29 protein-coding genes are annotated in these 25,772 nt (G+C 46.4%); 13 read left to right on the top strand and 16 right to left on the bottom strand.

Features of this window, described 5'->3' with window-relative positions; all coding sequences use genetic code 11:
- The first annotated feature begins 1 nt into the window (after position 1).
- Positions 2-1,006: a porphobilinogen synthase gene (gene hemB / locus ACFO4O_RS12055; protein WP_382408854.1), complete on the top strand. Its 1,005-nt coding sequence runs from the start codon at positions 2-4 to the stop codon at positions 1,004-1,006.
- Here the strand turns inward: hemB and panC are convergent.
- From panC to sfsA, 7 genes are all read right to left on the bottom strand, one after another.
- Entirely contained in the window at positions 1,003-1,851 is an 849-nt protein-coding gene (panC, locus tag ACFO4O_RS12050; RefSeq protein WP_382408852.1) for a pantoate--beta-alanine ligase, read from the bottom strand. The two genes, hemB and panC, sit on opposite strands and share 4 nt — an antisense overlap.
- Before the next feature lies 1 nt (position 1,852).
- Positions 1,853-2,647: a 3-methyl-2-oxobutanoate hydroxymethyltransferase gene (gene panB / locus ACFO4O_RS12045; RefSeq protein WP_382408850.1), complete on the bottom strand. Its 795-nt coding sequence runs from the start codon at positions 2,645-2,647 to the stop codon at positions 1,853-1,855.
- Positions 2,648-2,681: 34 nt separating this feature from the next.
- A complete protein-coding gene (gene folK, locus ACFO4O_RS12040) occupies positions 2,682-3,200 on the bottom strand; it encodes a 2-amino-4-hydroxy-6-hydroxymethyldihydropteridine diphosphokinase (RefSeq protein ID WP_382408848.1) in 519 nt (172 codons plus the stop codon).
- Positions 3,197-4,522: a polynucleotide adenylyltransferase PcnB gene (gene pcnB, locus ACFO4O_RS12035; RefSeq protein WP_382408846.1), complete on the bottom strand. Its 1,326-nt coding sequence runs from the start codon at positions 4,520-4,522 to the stop codon at positions 3,197-3,199. Before pcnB ends, folK begins: the two co-directional genes overlap by 4 nt.
- A 15-nt stretch (positions 4,523-4,537) precedes the next feature.
- Positions 4,538-5,587: a tRNA glutamyl-Q(34) synthetase GluQRS gene (gene gluQRS, locus ACFO4O_RS12030; RefSeq protein WP_382408844.1), complete on the bottom strand. Its 1,050-nt coding sequence runs from the start codon at positions 5,585-5,587 to the stop codon at positions 4,538-4,540.
- Between the two features lie 23 nt (positions 5,588-5,610).
- Positions 5,611-6,054: an RNA polymerase-binding protein DksA gene (dksA, locus tag ACFO4O_RS12025; protein WP_382408842.1), complete on the bottom strand. Its 444-nt coding sequence runs from the start codon at positions 6,052-6,054 to the stop codon at positions 5,611-5,613.
- Positions 6,055-6,254: 200 nt separating this feature from the next.
- The gene (sfsA, locus tag ACFO4O_RS12020) at positions 6,255-7,025 is read right to left on the bottom strand and encodes a DNA/RNA nuclease SfsA (protein ID WP_382408840.1); all 771 of its coding nucleotides are present in this window, start codon (positions 7,023-7,025) and stop codon (positions 6,255-6,257) included.
- Here sfsA and pepB point away from each other — a divergent pair.
- Positions 7,016-8,305: an aminopeptidase PepB gene (gene pepB, locus ACFO4O_RS12015; RefSeq protein ID WP_382408838.1), complete on the top strand. Its 1,290-nt coding sequence runs from the start codon at positions 7,016-7,018 to the stop codon at positions 8,303-8,305. The genes sfsA and pepB overlap by 10 nt on opposite strands.
- Before the next feature lie 63 nt (positions 8,306-8,368).
- Here the strand turns inward: pepB and ACFO4O_RS12010 are convergent, their stop codons facing one another.
- A complete protein-coding gene (locus ACFO4O_RS12010) occupies positions 8,369-8,551 on the bottom strand; it encodes a helix-turn-helix domain-containing protein (protein WP_382408836.1) in 183 nt (60 codons plus the stop codon).
- Between the two features lie 112 nt (positions 8,552-8,663).
- Here ACFO4O_RS12010 and ACFO4O_RS12005 point away from each other — a divergent pair, with 112 nt between their 5' ends.
- The 4 genes from ACFO4O_RS12005 (at position 8,664) to ACFO4O_RS11990 (ending at position 10,558) form a co-directional block, all read left to right on the top strand.
- Complete coding sequence (locus ACFO4O_RS12005; RefSeq protein WP_382408834.1) at positions 8,664-9,263, top strand: YhgN family NAAT transporter; 600 nt, start codon at positions 8,664-8,666, stop codon at positions 9,261-9,263.
- A gap of 18 nt (positions 9,264-9,281) precedes the next feature.
- Positions 9,282-9,860, top strand: coding sequence for a YjaG family protein (locus ACFO4O_RS12000; protein WP_382408832.1), 579 nt, complete (start codon positions 9,282-9,284; stop codon positions 9,858-9,860).
- Positions 9,861-10,038: 178 nt separating this feature from the next.
- The gene (locus ACFO4O_RS11995) at positions 10,039-10,269 is read left to right on the top strand and encodes a type II toxin-antitoxin system CcdA family antitoxin (protein WP_382408830.1); all 231 of its coding nucleotides are present in this window, start codon (positions 10,039-10,041) and stop codon (positions 10,267-10,269) included.
- Positions 10,262-10,558, top strand: coding sequence for a CcdB family protein (locus ACFO4O_RS11990; protein WP_382408828.1), 297 nt, complete (start codon positions 10,262-10,264; stop codon positions 10,556-10,558). The genes ACFO4O_RS11995 and ACFO4O_RS11990 overlap by 8 nt, the downstream gene beginning before the upstream one ends.
- A 159-nt stretch (positions 10,559-10,717) precedes the next feature.
- On the opposite strand, the gene rsmD is transcribed toward ACFO4O_RS11990, so the two are convergent.
- The gene (gene rsmD / locus ACFO4O_RS11985; RefSeq protein ID WP_382408826.1) at positions 10,718-11,410 is read right to left on the bottom strand and encodes a 16S rRNA (guanine(966)-N(2))-methyltransferase RsmD; all 693 of its coding nucleotides are present in this window, start codon (positions 11,408-11,410) and stop codon (positions 10,718-10,720) included.
- A 125-nt stretch (positions 11,411-11,535) separates the two neighbouring features.
- Here rsmD and ftsY point away from each other — a divergent pair, with 125 nt between their 5' ends.
- From ftsY to ftsX, 3 genes are read left to right on the top strand one after another with little or no spacing between them, the layout of a single operon-like run.
- On the top strand, positions 11,536-12,921 hold the full coding sequence (gene ftsY / locus ACFO4O_RS11980; RefSeq protein WP_382408824.1) for a signal recognition particle-docking protein FtsY: 1,386 nt from the start codon (positions 11,536-11,538) through the stop codon (positions 12,919-12,921).
- A gap of 27 nt (positions 12,922-12,948) precedes the next feature.
- A complete protein-coding gene (ftsE, locus tag ACFO4O_RS11975; protein WP_382408822.1) occupies positions 12,949-13,638 on the top strand; it encodes a cell division ATP-binding protein FtsE in 690 nt (229 codons plus the stop codon).
- On the top strand, positions 13,635-14,615 hold the full coding sequence (ftsX, locus tag ACFO4O_RS11970) for a permease-like cell division protein FtsX (RefSeq protein WP_382408820.1): 981 nt from the start codon (positions 13,635-13,637) through the stop codon (positions 14,613-14,615). The genes ftsE and ftsX overlap by 4 nt, the downstream gene beginning before the upstream one ends.
- Before the next feature lie 45 nt (positions 14,616-14,660).
- Here the strand turns inward: ftsX and ACFO4O_RS11965 are convergent, their stop codons facing one another.
- Both ACFO4O_RS11965 and ACFO4O_RS11960 read right to left on the bottom strand, forming a co-directional pair.
- Positions 14,661-15,998, bottom strand: coding sequence for an EAL and HDOD domain-containing protein (locus ACFO4O_RS11965; protein WP_382408818.1), 1,338 nt, complete (start codon positions 15,996-15,998; stop codon positions 14,661-14,663).
- Positions 15,953-17,194 carry an EAL and HDOD domain-containing protein gene (locus tag ACFO4O_RS11960; protein ID WP_382408816.1) on the bottom strand — a complete coding sequence of 414 codons (1,242 nt, stop codon included), beginning with the start codon at positions 17,192-17,194 and terminating at the stop codon, positions 15,953-15,955. Before ACFO4O_RS11960 ends, ACFO4O_RS11965 begins: the two co-directional genes overlap by 46 nt.
- Before the next feature lie 280 nt (positions 17,195-17,474).
- Between ACFO4O_RS11960 and rpoH the strand changes: the two genes are divergently transcribed.
- Entirely contained in the window at positions 17,475-18,326 is an 852-nt protein-coding gene (rpoH, locus tag ACFO4O_RS11955; RefSeq protein WP_382408814.1) for an RNA polymerase sigma factor RpoH, read from the top strand.
- Between the two features lie 81 nt (positions 18,327-18,407).
- Here the strand turns inward: rpoH and ACFO4O_RS11950 are convergent, their stop codons facing one another.
- From ACFO4O_RS11950 to pip, 3 genes are all read right to left on the bottom strand, one after another.
- The gene (locus ACFO4O_RS11950; protein WP_382408812.1) at positions 18,408-19,310 is read right to left on the bottom strand and encodes a bifunctional GNAT family N-acetyltransferase/hotdog fold thioesterase; all 903 of its coding nucleotides are present in this window, start codon (positions 19,308-19,310) and stop codon (positions 18,408-18,410) included.
- Between the two features lie 62 nt (positions 19,311-19,372).
- Positions 19,373-19,810 carry a D-aminoacyl-tRNA deacylase gene (gene dtd / locus ACFO4O_RS11945; RefSeq protein ID WP_382408810.1) on the bottom strand — a complete coding sequence of 146 codons (438 nt, stop codon included), beginning with the start codon at positions 19,808-19,810 and terminating at the stop codon, positions 19,373-19,375.
- Positions 19,807-20,754, bottom strand: a complete 948-nt coding sequence (gene pip / locus ACFO4O_RS11940) for a prolyl aminopeptidase (protein WP_382408808.1) — start codon at positions 20,752-20,754, stop codon at positions 19,807-19,809. The genes dtd and pip overlap by 4 nt, the downstream gene beginning before the upstream one ends.
- 165 nt (positions 20,755-20,919) lie before the next feature.
- Here pip and ACFO4O_RS11935 point away from each other — a divergent pair, with 165 nt between their 5' ends.
- The gene (locus ACFO4O_RS11935; RefSeq protein WP_382408806.1) at positions 20,920-21,573 is read left to right on the top strand and encodes a DUF2959 domain-containing protein; all 654 of its coding nucleotides are present in this window, start codon (positions 20,920-20,922) and stop codon (positions 21,571-21,573) included.
- A gap of 35 nt (positions 21,574-21,608) precedes the next feature.
- Here ACFO4O_RS11935 and metJ read toward each other — a convergent pair whose 3' ends face one another.
- On the bottom strand, positions 21,609-21,917 hold the full coding sequence (gene metJ, locus ACFO4O_RS11930) for a met regulon transcriptional regulator MetJ (protein WP_382408804.1): 309 nt from the start codon (positions 21,915-21,917) through the stop codon (positions 21,609-21,611).
- A 138-nt stretch (positions 21,918-22,055) separates the two neighbouring features.
- Between metJ and metF the strand changes: the two genes are divergently transcribed.
- Positions 22,056-22,943 carry a methylenetetrahydrofolate reductase gene (gene metF / locus ACFO4O_RS11925; protein WP_382408802.1) on the top strand — a complete coding sequence of 296 codons (888 nt, stop codon included), beginning with the start codon at positions 22,056-22,058 and terminating at the stop codon, positions 22,941-22,943.
- 101 nt (positions 22,944-23,044) lie between these two features.
- Entirely contained in the window at positions 23,045-24,076 is a 1,032-nt protein-coding gene (locus tag ACFO4O_RS11920; protein WP_382408800.1) for a virulence factor BrkB family protein, read from the top strand.
- 185 nt (positions 24,077-24,261) lie between these two features.
- Here ACFO4O_RS11920 and ACFO4O_RS11915 read toward each other — a convergent pair whose 3' ends face one another.
- Complete coding sequence (locus ACFO4O_RS11915; RefSeq protein ID WP_382408798.1) at positions 24,262-25,734, bottom strand: hypothetical protein; 1,473 nt, start codon at positions 25,732-25,734, stop codon at positions 24,262-24,264.
- Between the last annotated feature and the right edge of the window lie 38 nt (positions 25,735-25,772).

Raw genomic sequence — 25,772 nt, 5'->3', positions numbered from 1 at the left:
GATGCCCATGTTTCCACATACCCGTCTTCGTCGCTTGCGACGTACCTCTGCGCTTCGTGCTCTGGTATCAGAAAATCATCTGAAGTGCAGCGACTTAATCTTTCCTATGTTTGTGTTACCCGGTGAAGGTCAGCGTCAGGCTATTGATTCTATGCCGGGCATTTATCGAATGAGCATAGACTTATTGCTTGAAGAAGTTGCTCAGTGTTTAGCACTTGGCATTAGCAGCTTTGCTATATTTCCGGTAACTCCTCAAGAGCAAAAGTGCTTAAGCGCGAAAGAAGCATTCAATCCTAATGGTATTGCGCAGCAGGCGACCCGCGCATTAAAAGAAAAATTTGGTGACACGGTAGTGGTCATTACCGATGTCGCTCTTGACCCTTTTACTGTGCATGGTCAAGACGGCATTATCGATGACGCTGGCTATGTGATGAATGACCAAACCACAGAAGTACTGATTCGACAGGCACTTTCGCATGCAGAAGCTGGCGCAGATGTAGTGGCACCCTCAGATATGATGGATGGGCGCATTGGTGCTATACGCTTTGCACTCGAAAACGAAGGGTTTGAAAGTACATGCATCATGGCCTACGCCGCCAAATATGCATCTAATTATTACGGCCCATTTAGAGACGCAGTGGGCTCGGCGGCCAACATTAAAGGTGGCGATAAAAAAACCTATCAGATGGACCCAGCTAATAGCAATGAGGCGCTTATGGAAATTAGCCTTGACCTAGAGGAGGGTGCCGACATGGTGATGGTTAAGCCCGGCATGCCGTATTTAGATATTGTGCAGCGTTGCAAATCAGAGCTTAAAGCGCCGACCTTTGCGTATCAGGTAAGCGGCGAGTATGCCATGCATCAGGCTGCATTTGAAAAGGGTTACCTCAATCGAGAATCGGTTATTTTAGAATCGCTATTAGCCTTCAAACGCGCCGGGGCCGACGGAATTTTAACCTACTTTGCCAAGCAAGCGGCAGAGCTGCTGCATCAAAAAAGCAGTTAAAGCGCAATTTGAATATTGTCTATCAGCCGCGTTTTGCCTAAGAACGCGGCGGCTAATATCACAATATTTTGGTCTTCGTGTCCTGGTTGAAGCAAGCTATCGCTTGCCCTCACTTCAATATAGTCGGGTTTTAGACCTGCTTGTGTAAGTTCGTCTTTAGCCTCACTAATCAGCACTGAAAAGTCGCGTCTGCCCTGTTTAATTTGCGACGCCATATCGCTAATCGTAGCGTACAGAGTAGGCGCTAACTTACGCTGTTGCTCGCTTAAATAATGGTTGCGAGAACTCATTGCAAGGCCGTCGGGTTCGCGCATGGTAGGTACGCCGTGAATGCTTAAATTCATCGATAAGTCGGTGACCATGGCCTTGATCACCTGCAATTGCTGAAAGTCCTTTTCACCAAAATAAGCCTGATTAGGCTGTACCATATTAAATAATTTGCACACGATTGTGGCTACGCCGCGAAAATGCCCAGGGCGACTGGCACCACAAATCATATACGACAAGCCAGGTACCTCTACAAAGGTCTGCTGCTCCAAACCGCGAGAGTAAATATCCTCGGCTCGGGGGGTAAATAAAATATCTACGCCGAGCGCTTCGAGCGCCGCTTTATCTTGTTCAAAGGTGCGCGGGTAAGCGTCGAGGTCTTCGTCAGGTCCAAACTGCAGCGGGTTGACAAATATCGATACAACAATTTTGGTCGCCGATTTTTTGGCTTCACTCACCAGTTTCAAATGCCCTTGATGTAAGTTTCCCATGGTAGGCACAAAAGCGATGACTTCTTTTGCATTTTGCCACGAGCGGCGGGTTTCGCGTAAATCGCTAATGCTGCTAACAACCTGCATACTAATTAAATCCGTGTTCACTACTAGGGAATAGGCCAGCTTTTACTTCGGCGATATAGCTGGCAACTGCGCCTCGGATATCACCGGTTTCGCTTAAGTAATTTTTGCTGAATTTGGGCATGTAGTTTGCGCTAATGCCCAGCATGTCATGCATTACAAGGATTTGGCCGTCTGTATCTACGCCAGCGCCTATGCCAATTACCGGAATGCTCAACGTCTCGCTGATGCGTTTTGCCAGCGACGAGGGGACACATTCAAGCACCAACATTTGAACGCCGGCTTGTTCGAGGGCTTTAGCATCTGCTAACAACCTATTTGCCTGTTCATCGCTGCGCCCTTGTACTTTAAATCCGCCAAGCACATTGACCGATTGCGGAGTCAAGCCGAGGTGTCCGCATACCGGCACCGAGCGCTGCACAAGACCGCTTATGGTATCAAGCAGCCAATCACCGCCCTCTAATTTGACCATGCTGGCGCCTGCACGCATCAGCACAGCGGCTTGAGAGTAAGCCTGTTGGGCAGAGGCGTAGCTCATAAAGGGCATGTCGGCGACCACAAAGGCACGCGATACGCCGTTAGCGACGCATTTGGTATGATAGGCGATTTCGTCAATACTCACGCCTAAGGTGCTGTCCTCGCCCTTTAAGACCATGCCCAGTGAATCGCCAATTAATAGCACGTCAACGTTTTGCTCATCGAATAGCTTTGCGAAACTGGCGTCATAGGCGGTCAGCGCTGCAATTTTTTCATTGTCGGCTTTCATTTTCAGCAAGCTCGACACCGTCACTTTTTTCATGTTCAGCCCTTTTACTTATCGATACGCATTTATACTAGGCCGCGATGCTGGCAAAGTCGACAGCACCGGGGAGGCGCTTAAGGCCAACTAAATTGCATTTACTTACCCATGTGGCAAGTTTTTGTCCGTCTTGCATAATCAAATCAGGCGCAATTTCAAATAATGGCACCAAAACAAACTCGCGCTGCGACATGCCGTAGTGCGGCAATATTAAACGTTCGCTTTGCAGCCTTAGTTCATTAAACATCAACATGTCTAAGTCGAGCGTACGCGGACCCCATTTTTCTCCTATGCGCTCACGGCCATGGTTTTGCTCAATGTCTTGCAAAATATCCAGTAGCTCTAGTGGTGCCAGTGAAGTGGTTAAGCGGCAAACTGCATTAACATAGTCGGGCTGATCTTTCGGGCCCATAGGGGCGCTCTGATACAAATGAGAACAGCGCTGCACACAAATTTGGTGATGCGCATGCAGTTCAACCAGTGCTTGTTTGATTTGTTCACTCGGAGAGGCGAGGTTGCTACCAAGCCCTATGTATGCGCTATCTGACATCATGCTTTTGGCTTCTTACGTTTTCTGCGTCGCGGCGCGCCATTATGGTTTGCACCTAAGGCTTTAACCATGGTAGTACGCTGTTCGGGACTTGCCTCTTGAAAATCTGTCCACCACTGTGCAAGTTCAAGTAAATCACCGCCCTCTATCTGACCTCTAAGGAGCAAAAAGTCGTATGCGGCTCTAAAGCGAGGGTGGGTCAGTAACTGAAAGGGGCGCTTACCAAATCTTTTTTGCAGACGGCTTTGCAAAACCCAAATTTCCCGCACCGGGATGCTAAAACGCTTGGGCACCATAATACGCTGCACTTGTCGGTGTATTACTTCGGCGCTGGCAATGTTGGTTGCGTCGTGATGCGACATTTGCGTATCAAACATGAGCTGCTGCGTGCGCTCTTCCATGGGATACCAAAGCACCGTGGCATATAAAAAGGCTGGCGTAATGCGCTGTCCGCTGGCCAGTCGTTCGTCGGTGTTTTTCAGCATCTTGGTAATGAGTTGATACTCTTTGCCCTTCGGGTCGTTGAGCATGCCATTCAGTGCAGGAAACAGAATATGGAATAGCCCTAATTTTTGCATCAGCAAAAAGGTATCTTCACCCTTGCCCGACAGCAAAAGTTTGCTGACTTCTTCAAATAAACGCGCCGGTGGGATATTGGCCAGCAAATGCGCATGGCTTCGGATGCTTTGCTGCATATCGTCTGGGATAGCCATTGACAGCTTAACGCTGAAGCGCGCGGCTCTGATCATTCTCACAGGGTCTTCTTTGAAGCGGACTTCTGTGTCGCCAATCATCTTAATGTGGCGAGTATTTATGGCCTCTATACCGTCAGCAAAATCTAGAATATTTTCGGTGCTGGCGTCAAAGTACATGGCGTTAAAGGTGAAGTCTCGTCTAGCGGCGTCTTCTTCAATGCTGCCAAAAATGTTGTCGCGCACGAGCTGACCGTCACTATTTTGTTTGGCTAAGCTGTCTTTTGCATCTTCTACGTGATGACCTCTGAACGTAGCCACTTCAATAATCTCACGACCAAAGGTGATATGAGCTAAACGAAATCTGCGTCCTATTAGGCGGCAGTTACGAAAGCAGGCTTTAATTTGCTCAGGGGTGGCGTTGGTGACCACATCAAAGTCTTTTGGGTCTAGCCCTAAAAGTCGGTCTCTCACGCATCCGCCAACGGCGTATGCATCGTAGTTGTGAGCGGTAAGTGTGCGCAGGACTTTTTGCGTATTGGGACTTAAATCACTTAAGCGCATGGTGTGGTCATCGCGTTGTATCACGCTTGCCTCTAGCCTAAGTGCTTGCTCAGAATCGCTACTAGCCATGTTTATGAAATTACCTTATTGAACGCTCTGCGGCGGATTATTTACGCAGTATACGTTATTTGCTTGAAAAGTTAGAATTTCTGTTTGTTTAGGCAACATATTTGGCCGCCAGTTATCAATTGCCCAGCTCACTATTTTACTCACATCGCTTGTGTTTGAAATGGGAGAAAGCTGCTCTGTGCTCATCCCTAAAAACATCAGTGCGCTTTTTAAATTATCGCTTGCCCGGCTTGCGTCAATAGCAGGAGCATGATGCTGTTTAGAGAGCTTTTGCCCAGCTTCACTTACGGCAACCGGAATATGCAGGTAGGTGGGCGGCTGTGCGCCTAAGGCTTTGAACATTTCAATATGTAATACGGTTGTGTCAATAAGGTCTGCGCCTCTTACAATATGCGTAACACCCTGAGCAATATCGTCTGCCACTACTGCCAAATGATAGGCATAAATGCCGTCGGCACGTTTCAGCACCGGGTCTTCGTTTGCCATTCGCGGGTCAACCGTTAAATGACCAAAGTGTAAGTCTTCAAAGCTGCTATTGATGCAAGGGTTTTTCCAGCGTACGGCGTGTTGTTCAAAACTTAGGCCAAGGTCTCTGCAGTGTTGGTCGTAATAAGACGCCCTCGAACGTATATCTTTGCGACTGCAGGCGCAGCCGTAAATGCTGTTGCTGGCCGCTAGAGTGTTGAGTGTATCTTGATATAAGTGATGCCGTTCGCTTTGATAAACAATACATCCATTCGCTTTATGTTTAGTGTTTTCATCTGGCTCACAAGCGCCAGCATCAGCAAGATTGGGGTAAACATCATCGCAATGCATGCCATGGGCGGCCAGAGACTCAATAATGATAGGACTAAATGCACTGTCGATACGAGGTGTATCAATGTCTTCTATTCTAATTAGCCATGTGCCTGAGGCTTGCCTCGCATGAAGAAAGCTAGCAAGCGCACATACTAAAGAGCCAAAATGCAGGGGCCCAGAAGGGGATGGGGCAAACCGACCTATATAAGGCCGATTTGTGTCATTTTTTGTGTTCTTTTGCTCAGTAAGCTCAGCGTCACGCAGCATAAAGTATTTGTTGTGCCGGTGGGCTAACCTTGGAGCTGCTTTTCTTTAATCTCGGCCATGGTTTTACAGTCGATACAAAGGTCGGCTGTAGGGCGAGCTTCAAGTCGCTTAATACCAATCTCGATGCCGCACGAATCACAAAAACCAAAATCGTCTTCTTCAATGCGCTTAAGCGTTTTTTCTATCTTTTTAATGAGCTTTCTTTCACGGTCACGGGTGCGCAGCTCTAAACTAAATTCTTCTTCTTGTGCCGCCCGGTCAACCGGATCAGGAAAGTTCGCGGCTTCGTCTTGCATGTGGTGAACGGTACGATCGACTTCTTTTCTGAGTTGGTCGCGCCATGCAAATAATATCTTCTTAAAATGCCCTAACTGGGCATCGTTCATGTACTCTTCGCCTTTTTTCTCTTCGTAAGGCGACAGCTCAGCTAGTGCGAGCAATCCAATAGATTTAATTTTTTCTGGCATTTGCCATTCTCCTAAGCAAAAACATGTATACCGCTTATGCCGTCCGTTTTGGCACCTGAGTTATCAAACTCATTTTACTACATGTATTGTCCACAAGGCTGTTTGCTTAAAACGCTTATAAAAGTGTTTTAAAACCCAAGCCGACAAAAAATTGAGGACGGTAATATGGTCATTTTTTTGAAAATTGCAATCTTTTTTTGTTAAGAAATTTGAACAGGGTCAGCAATTTCAATGCCCAAAGGCGTCATGTTGCAGGTATATGCCAATATTTGTACGCCATTTTCTTTCGCGTATTCAAGGGCTTCTGCATACTTTGGGTCAATATCGCGGGCAACACTAAAGTGCGTTATGTTTTCGCGTTGTATGCAAAATAACAAAAAGGCCGCATGACCAAGTTGGGCAATTGACGCTAATTGTTCACAGTGTTTGCGCCCACGCAGGGTTTGCGTATCTGGAAAAAAGGCGCAATTGCCTTCGGCGAGGGTAGCCGATTTTACCTCTATGTACGCGTCGGGCGCGCCGTCTTCGGTGAGCAAAAAATCAAGGCGGCTGTCGCCGTGGGTTTGTTCACTTAGTACATTGGCGTAGTGATGAAATTCGGGTATACGCCTTTCTAATAAGGCCGCTTTCACCGCCCGATTCGCATTCGCAGTATTAATGCCAATAAGATTGCCTTGCGCATCTGATGAGTATTCCCAGGTGTGGGCGTATTTACGCTTTGGATTATCGCTCGTGCTGACATAGACCACAGCGCCTGCTTGCGCGCATCCGGTCATGGCCCCAGTGTTTGGACAGTGGGCGGTGATAGTCTCGCCGCTGTCGAGTGTGATATCGGCTAAAAAACGCTTATATCGTTTTATGAGCCGTCCGCGTATTAACGTTGAAGTAAATCGATACATTTGTGTCAGCCCGAGTGTTATGATCTGCGCATCTTGGCAAAGCGCCATATTCTGGAGGAAAGATGTCAACATTTGTAGTAAAACTTAGTAAAGCTGCCCTGCCTGCCCATATACAGGCCGCCACTCCAATAGTTTTTGAAGGGCAAAGCGCAACCATACATATTCCCAATGAAGAACAAAGCAGCGAAGAGCAAGGCCTGCGCACGATATCGATTTGCGCACGGCGACTAACAGCAATGATCACCACAGATGCAAGCTTGCAAGGTGACTGGAGCTTTGAGCAACAGTGGGCTTTTGCGTCGAGTTTTGGCGGTCCCAAATCTAAAGCGCGAGCCATTTGGTGCGACAACAGCGACAGCGCTCAACTTGAAAACACCTATCAAGCGTTTAGTTTTGCGCGCAATATTGTGAACCAGACGCCTGAACAACTCAGTCCTCAGTCGCTTGCTCAACAGGCTAAAGACTGGTTAAGTTCATTGGCACCTGAGCATATTTCAGTGCAAAGCTGGACCGGAAAAGAACTTGCCGATGCTGGTTGGCAAGGTATTTACGAAGTAGGGCGGGGCAGTGAAAGACCGCCAGTACTGCTAGAGATTGATTACAACCCCAGCTCGCAAACCCAAACCGATATAGCCTTAGTGGGTAAAGGCATTACCTTCGACAGCGGTGGCTATAGCATAAAAAGCAGTGAAGGTATGCTCGACATGAAGTGTGACATGGGCGGCGCGGCTACCGTAACAGGTGCACTTGGCTTGGCTATCATGAACGGCGTGAATAAACGTATTAAGCTTTATTTGTGCTGCGCAGAAAACCTGATAAGCGGACACGCTTACAAACTAGGCGATATTATTACCTATAAAAACGGCACTACGGTAGAAATAGTCAATACCGATGCTGAGGGTCGCTTGGTATTGGCCGACGGCTTAATGGCTGCAACCGAGTCAGGTGCCAAGATTATTATTGACGCCGCCACACTCACCGGCGCTGCGGTCATGGCACTTGGCCGTGATTATAACGCAGTATTTAGTATGGATGACGCGCTCAGAGCAGAGTTTTTAACATTAAGTGAGCAAGTTAATGAGCCGCACTGGGCCTTACCCCTTGCGCCAATGCATCGTTACAAATGCCCTTCGCCGTTTGCCGATACGGCTAACAGTCGCCCACAAAAAGGCGGTGGGGGCGGAGGCGCGTCAAACGCAGCAGGATTTTTATCTCGTTTTGTGCGCGACGATGCTAAAGGATGGTTGCATATTGATTTGGCGGCTGCCTACAACAGAGATGGCAGCGAGCTTATGCCAAATGGAGGCACAGGCATTGGCATTAGAAGTATCTGTGCCATGCTGATGAAATAAACGATTGGTGTTTGATATTAGGCTTAATTAGCCTTGATGGTGCATAAGGGCTTGGCGCTGCGATTAAATGCCGCCAAGTCTCTCTGCTAATTCTTTGTATTTTTCAACGTCGGTTCGCTCAAATAAAGGATTGCCATCGGCATCTTTGTCTGCAGACATTAACAAGCTTTCTCGCTCTAGTCGTTGTACACGAACGTCTTGCACAGATAAAAACTCTGCGACTTCTGCAACCGTCATAAGGGCCATACGTAATCTCCGGGGTAAAGTGTGCTCTGGTATAGAATGTAACGACAGTTTTATCCAAAAGATTAGCAAAAAGTCGTTAAAAAATAATATGACAGGATAACTAAGGGCTACCATGACCGATATTTTAGCCGCCGCCACGATGCTTTTTTTAATTATGGACCCACTGGGTAATTTACCCATTTTTATGTCGGTCTTAAAAGGCATAGAGCCTAAACGCAAAACCAAAGTGGTGCTAAGAGAGCTGCTAATAGCGCTCATGATACTAATGGTGTTTTTGCACAGCGGTCAGGCTTTGCTCGATTTTTTAAGAATTGAGCAAGAAACGGTAAGTATCGCAGGCGGTATTATTTTATTTATTATTGCGCTTAAAATGATTTTTCCTAAGCCTGGCGGTGTGATGAATCTGCCCCCGGGTGAAGAACCTTTTATTGTGCCTCTAGCGGTGCCCATGATTGCTGGGCCGTCAACCATGGCGGCACTGATTTTACTGGCGAATCAAGAGCCGCAGCAAATGACGCAGTGGAGCCTCGCTTTGTTTGCAGCATGGTTGGCAAGTGCCCTCATTTTACTGATGTCGAATCGTGTCCATCGCTGGTTAGGCGAAAAGGGCCTGCGTGCAATTGAGCGCTTAATGGGGATGATTTTGGTGATGATTGCCATACAAATGTTGCTCAATGGTGTAAGCTCTTACGCCAAACATATCATAGCCTAATACCTTAAAAAGATTCCTATGACCAAACTCAACACCTTTGCACAAATCCGCGGTTTAGATAAGGCACGCGCACTTGTGCTATCGAGCGCACTCATTCAGCGCATGCTGCCAAATTATTTATTATTTTGTGACATGATGGCGCTTGAGCATGGCGACAGTGCAAAAAACATCGTTAACCTCCTGTGGGAGGTGTCTACCAATAAAGCAATGAAGCTAAACGTAGAGGCGCAAGGTGAAAAGCTCGAAGAAATCACGCCCAATGTAGAAGACTTTGATAATGTTGGTGTGTATGCAGCGCTCGATTTTTGTATGGCGTGTAGCGCAATGCTACAGCTTATTTCCAATGACGAGCCACACGGTGCGGTGATGGTGTCAAAGCTCAGCCAAGGCTGTGTAGAGCGCCATATAGGGGTGCTAGAGAATGAAGACCTAACTGGCGCAGACCTAAAGGCGCATCCGTTGATGCAATTTGAGCTCGAATCCTTGCAGTGGCTGCTGAGCGAATGCGAACAAAAGAAGCTCAAAGCCGATGATATTAAAGCGCTGCGTCAAGCAGTGATTGAGCAGGGCGTAAGCAGTTTGGGTATTGAGTATTAACCCGGCAGTTGAGAGCAGTATGCTTTTATGAATGGCTTTTTGCGTTCGTGCTTCGTAAATTCATAGACATCAATGAACAGGCAGCACATTGTTTCATCGGATGGCATTAGCAAGCTCTATTGTAATGCGCACATCTTAAGCGCATACTTTATGTGTCTTTTTTTGTGAGGTGATTGTCATGCGCCAAAAAGTGTCTTGTAATACAACGGTAAGCCGTCATTTACTCAACGAAGCCAAATTATTAAACATAAGGCTTTCAGAGGTGTTTGAAGATGCGCTATGTAAGGCTGTTGCTCAAAAACAAAAAGAGCGGTGGCTTAAGCAAAATGCAGAAGCAATTCGTAAGCACAACGAGTCAATAAGTAAAAACGGTACGTTTTCAGAGCAGATAGGGCAGTTTGGTGATTGAGCAGTTTGCAGTCTGTACTTATTCATCCTCTCTCATGGTGATACTAACTAACACCGTATTTAACGATGTTGAAAGCATTTTAGTTGCACCGATAAAACAAAAACATGACGAAAAACTGATTAAAAATCTGCAGATATCATGTGTTCTTGGCAATAATAACTACTACGTGGACCTGCTTGATATTGCTACTGTATCTAAACGTCGACTAAAACTCATACCTGACTATGGCCTCAGTAAACATCGCGACGAGATAAAAGCTGCTATAGACTTTCTAATCGACGGTTTTTAATACAAGAAACGATAAAAATTTAGTACGAGTAAGACAAACATCGAGTACAAGAATCGATAACGCAGCCGTGGCTCAGGCTACGAACTCCTCGGTCACGCAACAATCCCATAATTTGATAAGCATATCTCAGAGGTTTAGGCGTTGACCTACGCACCAGATTCAGGGCACCGGCAAACCAGCCTCAGCGTCAAAACGGTATAGCCTATAGTTTACCTGCTGCGTTGACTGCTCTTTCAGTTTAGTTAGCCCTAAACATGTTAAATCGTTTAGCGCCTCAACATCCACCTCGCTTTCGATATACACCAAGGCGTCTTGCGCAAGCAGCTCGTTGCTTATTAGCATATCTATCGCCTTGCGTGCCATGCCTCTATGAAACGGCGGGTCGATAAACACAATATCAAATGTTTCGTTAAGCGTTTTTAATGCGCTAAAGGCATCAGACTGAATGAGCTTAGCCTGTTCTTGCGCCTTTAGGGTGAGGATGTTTTGCTGAAGCTGTGTGGCGCTTGCTGGGCTGTTTTCAATCATCACAACAGTTGATGCTAAACGCGATAGCGCCTCAAAGCCTAAGCTGCCGGCTCCTGCAAACATATCGAGCACCTTTGCCCCGGCAATATCTTGCATCAACCAATTAAAGAGCGTTTCTTTTACTCGGTCGGTAGTTGGGCGTAAGCCCTCGGCCAGCAATACCGGTAGTTTTCGACCGCGATGTTGCCCTGAAATAATACGAATGCTGCCAGGTTTGCTTCTGTTGGCATGCACGGGCGCTTTAGCACCTTTGCCGTTTTTTCCGACGCTGGCTTTGCGCTTCCAACTGGATTTTGGACTATTGGCTTTTGGAGTTGGCGTCATGTATCACCATGGTGCTATCATTAAGGGTTATAGTGTACTTGAAATTCCTGCTAGTTTGATACTCAATTGGCCTTTTGGGGCAATAGTTGGAATAAATCGGCGTAAAAGTAAATGAGGTAGCGGCGTTGTTTAACTGGTTTAAAAACAAAGACAAAAAAGCAAGTCAAGATAAGCAAAAGGAACAAGCACCCCGTCAGGCGAGTACCAATGAAGCCGCCGAAGACATGGACGCTGAACAGGCCGCATTGTCAGAAGAAGCGCAAGCGCTGGAACAAAAAGCCTCTGAGCTGCGCGAAGAAAGTCTGCAAGATGCCGCGCAAGAGCAAACCAACGAGGGCGCTCAAATTTTAGAGCAAGCCCCCGCAGAAGCTCTTTTAGAGCAAGAGATTGAACCCTCGGCAGAGCCGTCAGCGGTGCCTGTACCAGAGCAAAAACAAAGCGATGAGCCAGCACCTGAATCCGAGCCATTGCTTGAAACTGAGCTTCCGATTGAGCCTGAGCAAGCCCCAGAAAAAGCCCCAGAACAAGCGAAAGCGTCATCACAACAAGGCTTTTTTGCGCGCTTGAAGTCAAGCCTGTCGCGCACTAAAGAGAATATCGGCAGTGGTTTTGTTGCATTGTTAAAAGGTAAGTCAATAGATGACGACCTGTATGAAGAGCTCGAGACGCAGCTTTTGGTGGCAGACGTTGGCATTAAAACCACCGCTAAAATTATCAAGGAGCTCACTGAAAAAGCAAAACTGTCACAGTTAAAAGATGGAGATGCCCTTGGTGAACTGCTTAAGCAACAAATGCGCGATATTTTATCAAGCGTTAGTGTGCCGCTGGATTTAGTGGCTCCAAGCTCTGATGAGGGCAATAAAACCCCGTTTGTTATTTTGATGGTGGGCGTAAATGGTGTCGGTAAAACGACTACTATCGGTAAGCTAGCTAAGCAGTTTCAGGCCGATGGCAAAAAGGTCATGTTAGCCGCAGGCGACACATTCAGAGCCGCAGCGGTTGAACAACTGCAAGTATGGGGCGAGCGCAACAATATTGGCGTAATCGCTCAGCCCACGGGCTCAGACAGTGCATCGGTAATTTTTGATGCGGTTGCCTCAGCAAAAGCAAAAGGCGCTGATGTATTAATTGCAGATACCGCAGGACGCCTACAAAATAAAGACAACTTAATTGAAGAGCTCAAAAAAGTCGTTAGGGTGATGAAAAAACAAATTCCCGAAGCGCCCCACGAAATTATGCTCACCCTCGACGCCAGCACCGGGCAAAACGCGGTTAGCCAAACAAAGATATTTAATGAGGCTGTGGGGATCACCGGTATTAATTTAACCAAACTCGACGGCACTGCCAAAGGTGGCGTTATTTTTGCGTTAGCAGATGAATTTAATATCCCAGTGCGCTACATTGGCATTGGTGAGGGCATTGACGACCTTCGCCCCTTCGACGCAGGCGCGTTTGTCGATGCACTGTTTGACGATTCGGGCAGCGGTGAATCGAGCAGAAAGGCACGATAATAATAAAAATATCAATGAGACGTTTCGATGATTAAGTTTGAGCAAGTCAGTAAAACCTACCCCGGTGGTCAAACCGCACTATCGAAAGTGAGTTTTCATTTAGAGCAAGGTGAAATGGCCTTTTTAACCGGCCACTCTGGCGCCGGAAAAAGTACTTTACTCAAGCTTATCAGCATTATGGAGCGCCCAACGGTCGGTAATGTGCTCATAAACGGTCACAATCTATCAAAAATTACGCGCAATCAAATTGCCTACATACGCCGCGACATTGGAATGATTTTTCAAAGTCACCAACTGCTCATGGACAAGTCGGTGTTCGACAATGTTTCACTGCCGTTGGTGATTGAAGGGCATACTCGCAAAACGATCGCTAAACGCGTTGATGCCGCGCTTGAGATGGTTGGCCTTAAAGATAAAGCTCGTCATTTGCCAATTATGTTATCGGGCGGGGAGCAGCAGCGAGTGGGGATTGCTCGCGCGGTGGTTAATCGCCCGCCATTGCTTTTGGCCGACGAGCCCACCGGTAACCTAGACCCAAAATTATCAATGGAAATCATTCGCTTATTTGAAGATTTTAATCAAGCGGGTGTATCTGTATTTATTGCCACGCACGACCTCGGCTTGATTGCGCGTATGAAATATCGCACGCTCACACTCAAGCAAGGCAAGATGATCACCGACGGCCTCGACCAAGACGAAGAGGAACGGTTACGATGAGCATTTTGTTTAAAGGTCGCCCTCAGGGCGCATCATCCGGCTCAGTTGGGCCGCTGCAGCGCATCCTAATGTTCTTTATTGACCACGCGCGTCAGGCAGTCAACAGCCTAGGTGAGCTCTACCGCACACCGTTTGCGTCACTTATGACTATTGGCGTGCTGGGTTTTAGCCTTACCCTACCAAGCACGCTCTACATCATGGTAAAAAATACCGAGCAAATATCAGAGCAGTGGCAGCAGGCGAGCGAAATCTCCCTGTTTTTAAATGATAATGTGAGCGAAGCCAACGCGCAGCAGCTCGTAACAAGACTGTCTGTGTGGGACGAAATAGACAGTGTCTCGTATGTTAGTGCGGATGACGCGCTAGAAGAATTTCAAGAAGTGTCGGGCTTGGGCGATGCGATTAAATACCTAAACCAAAACCCCTTGCCCGACGTGGTATTGGTGGTACCAACGTCTAAACATGCTACGCCCACAGCCGCGGCCATACTGCTCGACAAACTGCGAAAAGAGCGCGAAGTAGAAATTGGCAAACTCGATATTGAATGGCTAGAGCGTTTATATGCCTTACTCGACATAGCTAAAGAGCTTGCGCTGTTGCTGGCCCTGCTGCTGTTTTTTGCGGTTGTGCTGATTATTGGCAACACCATTCGATTAAATATTTTAAACAGGCGTGACGAAATCTTAGTGATGAAGCTGGTAGGGGCGACCGACGCCTTTATTCAGCGCCCGTTTTTATACACCGGATTTTGGTTTGGACTGCTCGGCGGCATTATGGCGTGGATAACAGTATCAATCATACTCTGGTGGATTGGCTGGAGCTTGGAATCTTTTATGACGCTGTATCAAGTGCAGTTAGACATTACCGGACTCGACGCAAAAGCGCTGTTTATCATGCTGTTGTTATCAGTTGTTTTGGGGCTGCTTGGGTCAATGCTGTCGGTTAAGCGCCATGTTAGTGAGATTGAGCCCGAATAAACACTGCATTGGCCTATGCCTAGCTAAATTTATTGGATACCTGCCTCACCCCTTTGGTTTTGCTCGCGGAAACATATCTGAGTCGCCTTGCTGCAAGGCATTGTTCCATTTTACCGCCTCAACGTAGTAGCTTTGCAGCGTTTCTTCTTCGAGCGATAAGTCTTTAGCAAAAGCCTTAAATTGCAGCCATGAGCTCGACTCTAAAGCGCGTATACTGCCGATCATCGGAAAAAATCGTCCCTCGCGGGCAACGAGAGCCTGTTGAATGTCTGACGAAATTTGAATTTGCGTCAGTAAGCTTTCCATATCTCTATCAAGAATCACGTCAATTAGCGAGAACAAACCGGTCATAAACGCCGACATAGCGTCTTGCTTGTTGTCACTGTCACCTTGCAGTATTTCACAATATTTTGCGCGTACTAACGATACCTGCAGCAGCTCGTTCACGTTATCTTGGTTAAGCTGCGCAATGGATATTATGGCGGCAAACTTGCGCAGCATCACTTCCCCTAAATAGGTCAGCGCATGTTTTATCGAGGTAATTTTATGTGATTTGTTTATCAGCGGGTTGTTTATAAAGCGCATTAACAAATACGACAATGTGGCGTCGTGTTCGAAGGTGGTGCGAATGGCATCCATATCAATGCTGTCGTCGGCAGTTTGAGCAAGCAGTTGTAGCAAGCTGAGCTTATTTGCGGGGAGGTCATCGCTGTTATTGTGCGCCCGGCGCAGAAAGAAATAGCCTTGAAAATAATGAAAGCCCGCGTTAACGCATCGACGATACTGATCAGCATCACTGATTTTGGTGGCAATGGTTTGTATATTGTGCTCGGCGGCAGTTAGCCTAAGCCGCTCAAATTCTTTAAGGGAAATTTTATTGGTGTCTATTTTTAAGTAATCGGCAAGAGTCAAACTCACCAATGACAAGCTTTGGCGATTATGCAGAGCAATTCTAAAACCTGCTGAGCGCAAGCTTTTTAGGGTGCTAATAAAATCAAGGTCGCTCTCGTCAAAGTTGTCTATTTCTAAGATGGTGTCTTGCGGCGTAAAATCTTCAGGTAGCCCCTGTTCAATGGAGTGCTTCGATACGCTTACTACTGAAGTAAAGCCGCTTAGCAGCTCGTTTAGACCGATGCTGCCGGCACTTGGGGTATCTGCATCGCGTGCTTGTTCACGTTTTTCGGTGTTGCTAATTAGCTCAGTGTTACCTTCAGTATCGATGTGAGCGGTACTGAAGTCTTCAGGCAGGGCCCCCTGCTCACCGTCTCTGAAAACAAGTTGATAGGCAAATAAGCGTTGCTGCAGGTCGAATATCGGTTCGCGAGCAAATACAATCACTAGCCTTTGTCGTCCAACAAAATTGACTTCATGTCGTCTGCCCATTTAACTGCGCTATAGTACATTTCAAACAGTTCAGGCTCTTTGATATCGGCTTTTTGGCTAAGCTCAAAAATAACCGCCCAGTCTGCACGTTCAAACGCCATACAAATACGCAGCTGTAGCGCCAGCTTGCTGTCGGTATGGGTCTCGCAAAGCGCGGTTTTGACCTCATCAGAAAATGGCAGTGACTTCATAATATCAATCATGGGCATGTCGAGCAGTGCGTCCATATGCGAAAATAGGCCCAAGATATAGCTGCTTGGCGGATTTTCTTTCAGCTTCATGGCTTGAGACATCAGCTTACAAAAATGCGCACGCGCCAGACTCGACACAATCAGGTCGGCAGGCTTATTGCCTTTTAAGTTTGCAATCGCGAGCAGGGCGATAAATTTTTTCAGCTCTACAGCGCCTAAATAACGCAAAGCATGATGCAGCGAATCGATTCTTTGGCGCTTATTAAACATCGGATTGTTTATAAAGCGCATTAGTTTATAGGTAAGGCCAACGTCTTTTTCGCAAACGGCAGTGGTTTTTTCAAAATCAAAATCTTGCGCCGAGCTAATACCTACGAGCTCAATAATCGAGGTGGTGGAGACCTCTACATTCTTGTGTTTAACCACTTCGGGTTTTGACAAAAAGTAACCCTGAAAATATTCAAAGCCAGCGGCCTTAAAGCGTTCAAATTCTTCCATGGTTTCGACTTTTTCAGCAATTAAGATTTTGTCGAGGTCTTTTAGCTCTTGTATCTTGCGGGCGATGTGAGGATTTTCTAAATCAAGCAGTTCAGATTCAATTTTAATATAGCGCACCAAGGGCAGCATGGCGTCCCAGTGCGGAGCAAAATCATAATCGTCTAATGCTAGTTTATAGCCCATATTTTTAATATGTTCGCAGGCTTTCAAAAATTCAGAATCAACATCAACGGTTTCAACAATTTCAATAACCACGTTTAAAGGGTCGAGTGTTGATGGAAAGCGGTATAAAATAGTGTCTTGATGAAAATTAATAAACGATGGTTTATTAAAGCTGATATTTTCAACGCCTACCGACAAATGGCTTTCCGCCAGCATTGAGCTGGTGGCTTCGTCGGGCGAGATATCGGGAAAGCAATTACTCACGCCGTCTCTAAATAAAAGTTCATAAGCGAAAACGCGTTTTTCTGTGTCGTATATGGCTTGGCGTGCTACATAAGCAAACATAATTGTCCTTAAAGTAACCAGTAACCTGGCTGACTCAGCGAGGTTTTAACGATTTGTTTATCTCTTTTATATGAGCGCATACAACACAGAACGATTGATAATCGGCGCTTTTTTTGCATACTTTTTTACATATATGCGTATACAGTAATAAAAGATATAAACAAACACTTGAGTTTTTGAAATCTATCCTTATATTTATCGGACTGATCTCGAAATTATTTAGGCGAACTATCGGTCATTTGAACAGTCATAGGGCTGTTACAAAATGAATGAGGTAACGATGAAAGATAAAATGCAATCACTCGCGCTAGCGGTACCCCAAAGCGGAAGCATTGAAAGTTATATTCAAGCGGTATCCGGCATTAGCATGCTATCGGCCGAAGAAGAGAAATCTTTGGGCTTGCGTTTGTTTGAGCAGGGCGATTTAGAAGCTGCACGTAAACTAGTTATGTCGCACTTGCGTTTTGTTGTGCACATTGCAAAGTCTTACGCTGGCTACGGCTTGCCGCAGGCAGACCTGATTCAAGAAGGCAACATTGGCTTGATGAAAGCGGTTAAACGTTTTGACCCACATGTGGGCGTGCGCTTGGTGTCGTTTGCTGTTCACTGGATAAAAGCGGAAATACACGAGTTTGTGCTTAAAAACTGGCGCATCGTTAAAGTAGCGACAACCAAAGCCCAGCGAAAGTTATTTTTTAACCTTCGCAAAGCTAAAAAGCGTTTGGGCTGGTTTACCCATGCAGAGGTGCAAAAAGTCGCAGAAGAGTTGGGCGTAAGTACCAAAGAGGTGCTGCAGATGGAAGCTCGTATGAGCAGCCAAGACCAAGCCTTTGACTTAGGCAATGACGATGACGACTCAGCCACATTTAGTCCGGCCCAGTATTTAGAAGACAAGTCGGCAGATGTAGAGAGCACCGTTATTAACAACGATATGGACGCTGCGGCAAGCAAGCGTTTATATGCAGCGATTAAAACGCTTGATGAGCGTAGTCAGCACATTATTGAGACGCGCTGGTTAGCCGATGAAAAGATGACGCTGCAAGACCTTGCAGACGAATATGAAGTATCTGCGGAGCGCGTTCGTCAAATCGAAAAGAACGCCATGAAGAAACTTCAGGCAGCGATGATCTAAATCGATAACTTAAATAAAAAGCATCCAAATCACATATGCACAAAAAACCCCGCACAAGCGGGGTTTTTTCTTGTCTTAGGCTTAGCTTTTAGGCGGCAATACCCAATATTGGCCTGAAAACTCGGCCACCTGCTTGTGTTCATCCAGAATATTGACTTGCAAAGAGACCGGGCATTTTTTTCCTCGCTCTAACATGTCAAATTTAGCATTAAGCGATTCAATATTGCACAGCGCCCGCGGTTTCATGGTAATGGGCTTGTGATAATGAATAGATGCATCGCCCAACACTATTTCGCCCTTCAACTTTTTTTGCTTCATTTGTAAAAATATCATGCCCCAGCCTGTGAGGGTGGCCAGCGAGTAAATGCTGCCAGCAAACATGCTGCCGTGTAAATTAATATTCTTGTTTAGAGAGGCACGGGTTTCTATGGTGCGTTCAGTGTATTGATACAGCTTAATGCCCATGTGCTCAGAAATGGGAATTTCGTCATGCCACGTGCGCTGCAGTTCCCGGCACCATTGAGGGTGAAGCACCATTTTGTTGTTATCAAACAGCTGCTTGCGCATTTGTTTGCGCTTGAGTTTACCGAGTTCATTGGGCGCTTCGTCAATAATCTCAAAGCCATTGCTATGGAAAAACTCAATGGAGGACTCGCGTGAGTTAGTGACTGCTCTTTCTGCGCCTATGTCTCGAGCCACCTGCTCAAGCGCCGACAAAATTATTTGGCCAACCCCTTTTCGCCGATATTCTTTTGCCACTGCAATATGGCGAATTTGTGCCTCTTCGGTGGTATTAAGATGTACACGACCGCAAGCAACAATCTCGCCTTTGGCGTTTTTAACCATGCGATGTTCACTCACGCCCTCGTACTCGTCTTTTTCAGAGCCTTTTGGGTAGCCCCAAGGCTCGCGCAGCCATAGCCAGCGAAAGGCAAAATAAGCGTTAATATCTTGATCGCTCGTAGGTTTTTCTATTGTAAACAAGGTCTTCGCTCATCCATATAAATGCTTGGCTCTTATACAATAAACCAAAGTTATGCCCAGCACTATACCTTGAATTGAAAAGTCACCGGACCATCGTTAACTAAGGCAACTTGCATATCGGCGCCAAAGATACCCGTTTCGCAGTGGCCGTACTGCTCGCGCACATGCTGCACAAATTGATTGTAAATGCGCTCACCGTGTTCAGGGCTTGCCCCTAACGAAAATCCAGGTCGATTGCCTTTATCAGTTTGCGCTACAAGCGTAAATTGCGATACAACTAGGAGTTTGGCACCTACATCTAGCAGGCTCAAATTCATCTTACCCTGCTCATCTGCAAAAATACGGTAGTTCATGACTTTACGCGCTAATTTTTCAACTTCGTTGCTGCCATCTTCTTTTTCTATACCGAGCAGCAGCAATATGCCTTTATCGATTTGCCCAACGGTTTTGTTGCCTACCGTTACGCTAGCGCCTGCGACCCGCTGAATCAGACCAATCACGCCTGCGCCCTGTAGTTTAGCGCCAGCTCATCCATAATCGATTTCAGCGTACTCTTGATGGCCGGTTCAGACGCACTATGACCTGCATTGTCAATAATATGCAGTGCGCTATGCGATAGGGCTTTATGCAGGTGGTAAGCTGCCGATACTTGGCACACCATGTCATAACGGCCGTGCACGATGTAAGTAGGGATGCGTTTAATAATATGGGCGTGGTTGAGGATGTAGTTTTCGCTGATAAAACAGTGATGCTTTAAGTAATGACACTCAAGCAAGGCTAAACTCTTAACCTGCTGATTAGACGCAATTTCGCTTGAGGGTTGTTTATCGGGGATGAGTTTTGAAATGGCCCCTTCCCAATTAAACCAAGCACTCAAGGCTGCTCGTGCGATGTTGTCGTCACTGCTGCTGAACTGTTCAAAAAACGCGTCGGCGATTTCAGCAGAGCGATTGAGTTGACCGCTTACTTGCCCGTAAAATCGACTATAGGCATCTGGAAATACTTGCGCCGCGCCGCCACCAGGCTCTAAAAACCAGTCAAAATCTTGCTGGCGGGCAAGAAACACGCCGCGCAGTATCATCGTGCGTACTGACAGCGGATGGGCAATGGCATAGCATAAGGCCAAAGTAGAGCCCCAAGACCCACCAAACACATACCAGCTATCAATATTAAGATGCTTGCGCAGCACTTCGATGTCTTCTATTAGGTCGTCAGTGGAGTTGTGCTCTAAACAGCCAAAAGGCTGCGAGTGACCGCAACCGCGTTGGTCAAACGCAACCACCATGTAACGCTGAAGGTCAAAAGGCCACTGATAATTACCATTTATACCCGCCCCTGGACCTCCGTGAAGATACAGCACAGGGATGCCGTCTGGATTTCCTGCTACCTCCACATGGAGGGTGTGGCCATAGGAAACGGGTAGTTTAAAAGACTGAATAGACACGTCATCCCCTCGTATACTTATGCTTTTTATTGTTATGTAGTATGCTTACGTTCATTCTCAAGCCTAGGCTTACACAAGCAGGCAAAGGCTCAACAGGTATTGTAAGGCAGGTAAAGCGCTGATGCTTACAATCGCATGAATTAACGTACAGGTAAAGGATGCAACATGGTTCATAAAATATTTTTAGCAGCAGGCGCAATCGTGCTGATGGCGGGTTGCCAATCGGCTATAGACGATGCGTACTTTAGTATGTGGGATAAAATTGGCGTAGAAAAGCGCGACATCTTGGTTGACCGCGTTGAAGATGCACAAGACTCGCAAAAAGAAGCGCAGGAAGAATTTGCAGACGCTCTTGAAGAATTTAGCGCGCTGATTAATTTTGATGGTGGTGAGCTACAAGATGTATATGAAGAGCTTAAAGACGAATACGAAGACAGCAAAGAAAGCGCCGAAGAAGTATCAGATAGAATCAATAAAGTAGAAGCGGTTGCCGAGTCTTTGTTTCGAGAATGGGAAGAAGAGCTGGGTGAAATCACTAATGCTAACTTGCGCCGAGATAGCTCATCTAAACTCAGGACTACCCGACGTAATTATGAGGCCTTGATTCGGTCGATGCGCAAGGTTGAAGCGAGTATGGCGCCCGTGCTTGCCTCGCTACAAGACAATGTGCTGTATTTAAAGCATAACCTAAACGCGAACGCGATAAGTTCATTGCAAGGCGAATTAAGCACTATTAAGACCGATGTGGATGCGCTCATCAAAGAAATGAACGATGCCATAAAACAGTCTGACGATTTTATCGCCACTATTAAAAGCTAGGGCTTGGGCCAACTCGTTGCAAATGGGCGTGTTGGCTACTCTTCTGCCTCGGTTCCCATTTCTTGCATGATTTGACGCGCCTGTGCCGGTATACGATTTGGATTGTCTTTTCTCAAATCAGTGTCGTCGGGTAAAGGTTGTCCGGTAAAGGCGTGTAAAAACGCCTCGCACAATAATTCAGAGTTTGTAGCATGGCGCAGATTATTCACCTGACGGCGCGTGCGCTCGTCGGTCAGCACTTTAAGCACGTTGATAGGAATCGACACGGTCACCTTTTTTACCTGCTCTGATTTTTTGCCATGCTCTGCATAAGGGTGTATATATTTTCCGTTCCACTGCGCCATAATGTGTGCCGTTGTTTATTTTAATTATATGAAAAGTCTAACTGGAATAATAAAAAGGTCAATCTAGACGTGTAAACTGCTTGACGTCTAGACGCTATTTGCGTAGTTTAGACGTCTAAACGTCTATAAAGGTTTATTATGGTATCTTACGCACAGGGCATCGACGCGCTCAATCAATCGCTTTCTGAACTCAGAGACATCGACGTGTCGTTCGAATTTTTTCCGCCCAAAACGCCTGAAATGGAAAACACGCTTTGGAAGTCGGTTGAACGTTTAGCGCCATTAAACCCAAGCTATATGTCGGTTACCTATGGCGCAAATAGCGGCGAGCGAGACCGTACGCACGCTGTGGTTAAAAAAATCCATACTGAAACAGGCATTCCTACCGCTCCTCATTTAACCTGCGTTGATGCCAGCAAAGACGAACTTAAACAAATTGCGCAAGACTACTGGGATTCAGGCATACGCCGCATCGTTGCCCTACGCGGCGACTTACCAGAAGGTACTGAAAAAACCGATATGTACGCCAGCGACTTGGTGAGCCTGTTAAAAGAGGTGGCAGATTTTGATATTTCAGTGGCTGCCTATCCTGAAAAGCACCCAGAGGCGCGTAACGACCAATTTGATTTGCTCAACTTAAAGCGCAAGGCCGAAGCCGGCGCAAATGAGGCCATCACCCAGTTCTTTTTTGATACTAGCGTGTTTTTACGCTTTAGAGACCGAGCCGCTGCTGCCGGCATCGATTTAGACATTGTTCCGGGCATACTGCCGGTGACTAATTACCAAACCCTACAGCGCTTTGCAGGTTTTACTAATGTTCATGTGCCCGGTTGGCTGCATAAAATGTACGAAGGGCTCGACAAAGACGACCAAGCCACCCGTAACCTATTGGGCGCAAATATCGCCATGGATATGGTAAAAGTGCTGGCTAAAGAGGGCGTAAAGCACTTTCACTTCTACACGCTTAATCGAAGCGAACTGAGCTTTGCTATTTGTCATATGCTAGGTTTGCGCCGTCAGGGCTAGTTGACAGCTAACAAGAATATGCGCACGCAGCATCAAGGGAATTTGGTGCTGGCGCAAATAGCGAGTAAACTAGAGGTTCTTTCGCAAAGGGAACCGGCACATTGAGCTTTTTGTTAGACGCAAAGTTAGGCGCAAAACAGTATTATCAAACGCGTAAGCCATTGGTAATCGACATCATCAAAACCTTCTTCACTCAATTAAAAACTGAGCGTATTACTGTATCTTCGGGCCATATGGCCTATGTGAGCCTGTTGTCGTTAGTGCCCGTTATCATGGTGTTTTTCATGGTGATGTCGGCCTTTCCGGCCTTTAGCGACCTACGTGGGCATTTTGAAGATTTTATTTTCAGCAACTTTGTACCGGCCTCAGGCGATGTGGTGCAAACGCATATCACCGAATTTGTGAACAATGCCTCTGGAATGGGGGCTGTGAGCATTGGTACCTTGCTGGTTGTGGCCCTGCTGTTAATTTCAAATATAGACAAAACGCTTAACCACCTTTGGAAAACCAAAGCCCAGCGCCCTATGATTTACACCTTTGCCATTTATTGGATGGTGATCACTCTTGGTCCTTTGTTAATAGGGTCGAGCATCGCGGTAAGCTCCTACCTTGCCACAATTGCCGAGTTTGCAGACGACTACACCCCTGGCTTTGGCACTGCATTTTTAAAAACCGTTCCTAGTTTAGCGGCCATCGGCGCGTTTATGTTGCTATACATGGTGGTGCCTAATCGACCCGTAAGAGCAAAGTATGCCATATGGGGCGCAGTACTGGCGGCGGTGTTGTTTGAACTCTCTAAACAGGGTTTTGCTTTTTATGTGTCGAGCTTTCCGTCGTATCAGGTGATATACGGGGCACTCGCGGTTGTGCCCATTTTGTTTGTGTGGGTGTATTTATGCTGGATTGTGGTGCTTGTGGGTGCAGTGTTTAGCTACGCCATTACCATCACTTGTGAACGCTATCTAGAGCAAGACTCTGAAGACGTGCGCGAACAAGCAGAAGAAATGAAGCGCTACGAGCAATATAGCAACGACAATACCAAACAAGAAAAGACCCCCAGCGCAGCTCAAATAGAGGCGCTCAACGACACAACGCCTGAAAACGTGAAAGTATTAGCAAAGGGCTCAAAGTAAACGTCGTTTGAGCAAAAAGCGGGGATGATTTGAGATTGGAAAGGTAGCGTGAAGCAAGTCGCTCTCGCTCTTTCCCTCTCCCACATCCTCACTCTCACCAGCATCCAAGCCTAAACCTAAGCCTAAGCCTAAGCCCTCCCTTGGTCACGTTCAATGCCGCGTAGACATTAGAGTCTCAACTGCATTTAAGGCGTTTGATCCACAAAGCGCATTTCATATCCTGTTGCGGAGTTTGGCTCACGTTCAAAAATTAAAAACTGCTCGCGACTATCCTCATCTAATGTGAGTAACTTACTGTTTAAAATAATTTCTCTTCCATCAATATTGGCAACTGCATACACCTCGTAGGTATTATTTCTAAGAATAAGAGTTTGCAAGGTTGCTAAGCCAGCGGTGCGTCGGTTGCTAGCCGTCTCAATACTTTCATCGCTTTGCACAAAATAAAAGGTGACGCCGCTAAACTCATCATCATCAACTAAGTTAATTATTTTTATTTCGTGGTCGTACAGGCGCGTTTGGTTGCTGTTATTTACCACTAAGGTTTGAATAATGGCCTCGGTTTGATCAATTATCCCGTCGCCGTTTTCGTCTATGTCACCATCGCCGTCTTCATCTACCGACTCTTCACTGGTGTAATAAAATAAGGTCCTCTGGGCATTAGCGGGTAAGCTAATAAGTTGGTTTTGTAAAAGGTAATCGCTTGTACCACCAGACTTTACGTTAAATTCATAATCACCATTTTCAGTAATAAAGAAATCAGTAAACTCACCAGCTTCAAGATTGCTCGTTAGCACTTGAAATGTTTCATCAGCAAACAAGGGCATGGCTGCGCTGACCTCGATACTGCCGCGATAGCTAGGCATCAAATCGTTAACTTCAATGCCGTTGTAGAGCCTAAATTGCGATTGAGCGTTGCTCGACTGATATTCAGTGTTTGAGGTACGCCCAATGTTATCAATGACAAAGGGCGTGCTGTCAGCACCGAAGTTAGGGCGGATTGCTAAAATATATTGATTGCTAAACGGATACGACACTTCCACCGATTCAAACAAAATCTCACTGCTTCCAGCTTCCGTGATGTAGAAGGTATACTGGTCTTCATCGAGTTTGTTATTGTCAGATAAGGCTAAGTAGCCGTGCGTACCCATCAATACCGCTTCGTTAAAGGTTTCATCCGATTTCGACATATACACATCGAGGCTTGCATAATCGGGGTGCAAGTTTAAAAAACGTAAGTTAAACAGGTCGTCGTTAGTATCGTCGTCGTCATCAATTACCGGTATTTGGAATTCAGTGATGACTGGGTTTGGAAAGTCTTCGCTAAGAACATACATGACGATAGTTTCAGGCGGTACATAAAGTGTACTTTCAAAAATAAGTGCTAGGTCTGTTCTAAGGCTACTGTCTTCATCTTGATAGGCCAGTTCCACATAGTAGTCTCTCGATGGTACCTCGACATCACGAAGCGCCTCAGAATAGCCAACTCCCGAATATGTTTGCTCCAACTCTTCATCGTAATCTTCGTCTAGGTCTTCGTCGAGGGTTAAAAATATATCGGGTGAATTAGGCGAGGCGTTATAAAGTTTTACGTAGCCGGGTTCATCATCGTCGCTACTGCTAGAACCGCAGGCACTTAAGGCTAAAAGCCAAAAGCTCATTAATAATAGTCTTATAAACAAAGGGGTGTAACTGGCGC

Source organism: Glaciecola siphonariae (assembly GCF_042652645.1).
Taxonomy (GTDB): domain Bacteria; phylum Pseudomonadota; class Gammaproteobacteria; order Enterobacterales; family Alteromonadaceae; genus Glaciecola; species Glaciecola siphonariae.
The sequence above is the reverse complement of the archived record's forward strand: the minus strand, read 5'-3'. Positions and strand labels throughout refer to the sequence as shown.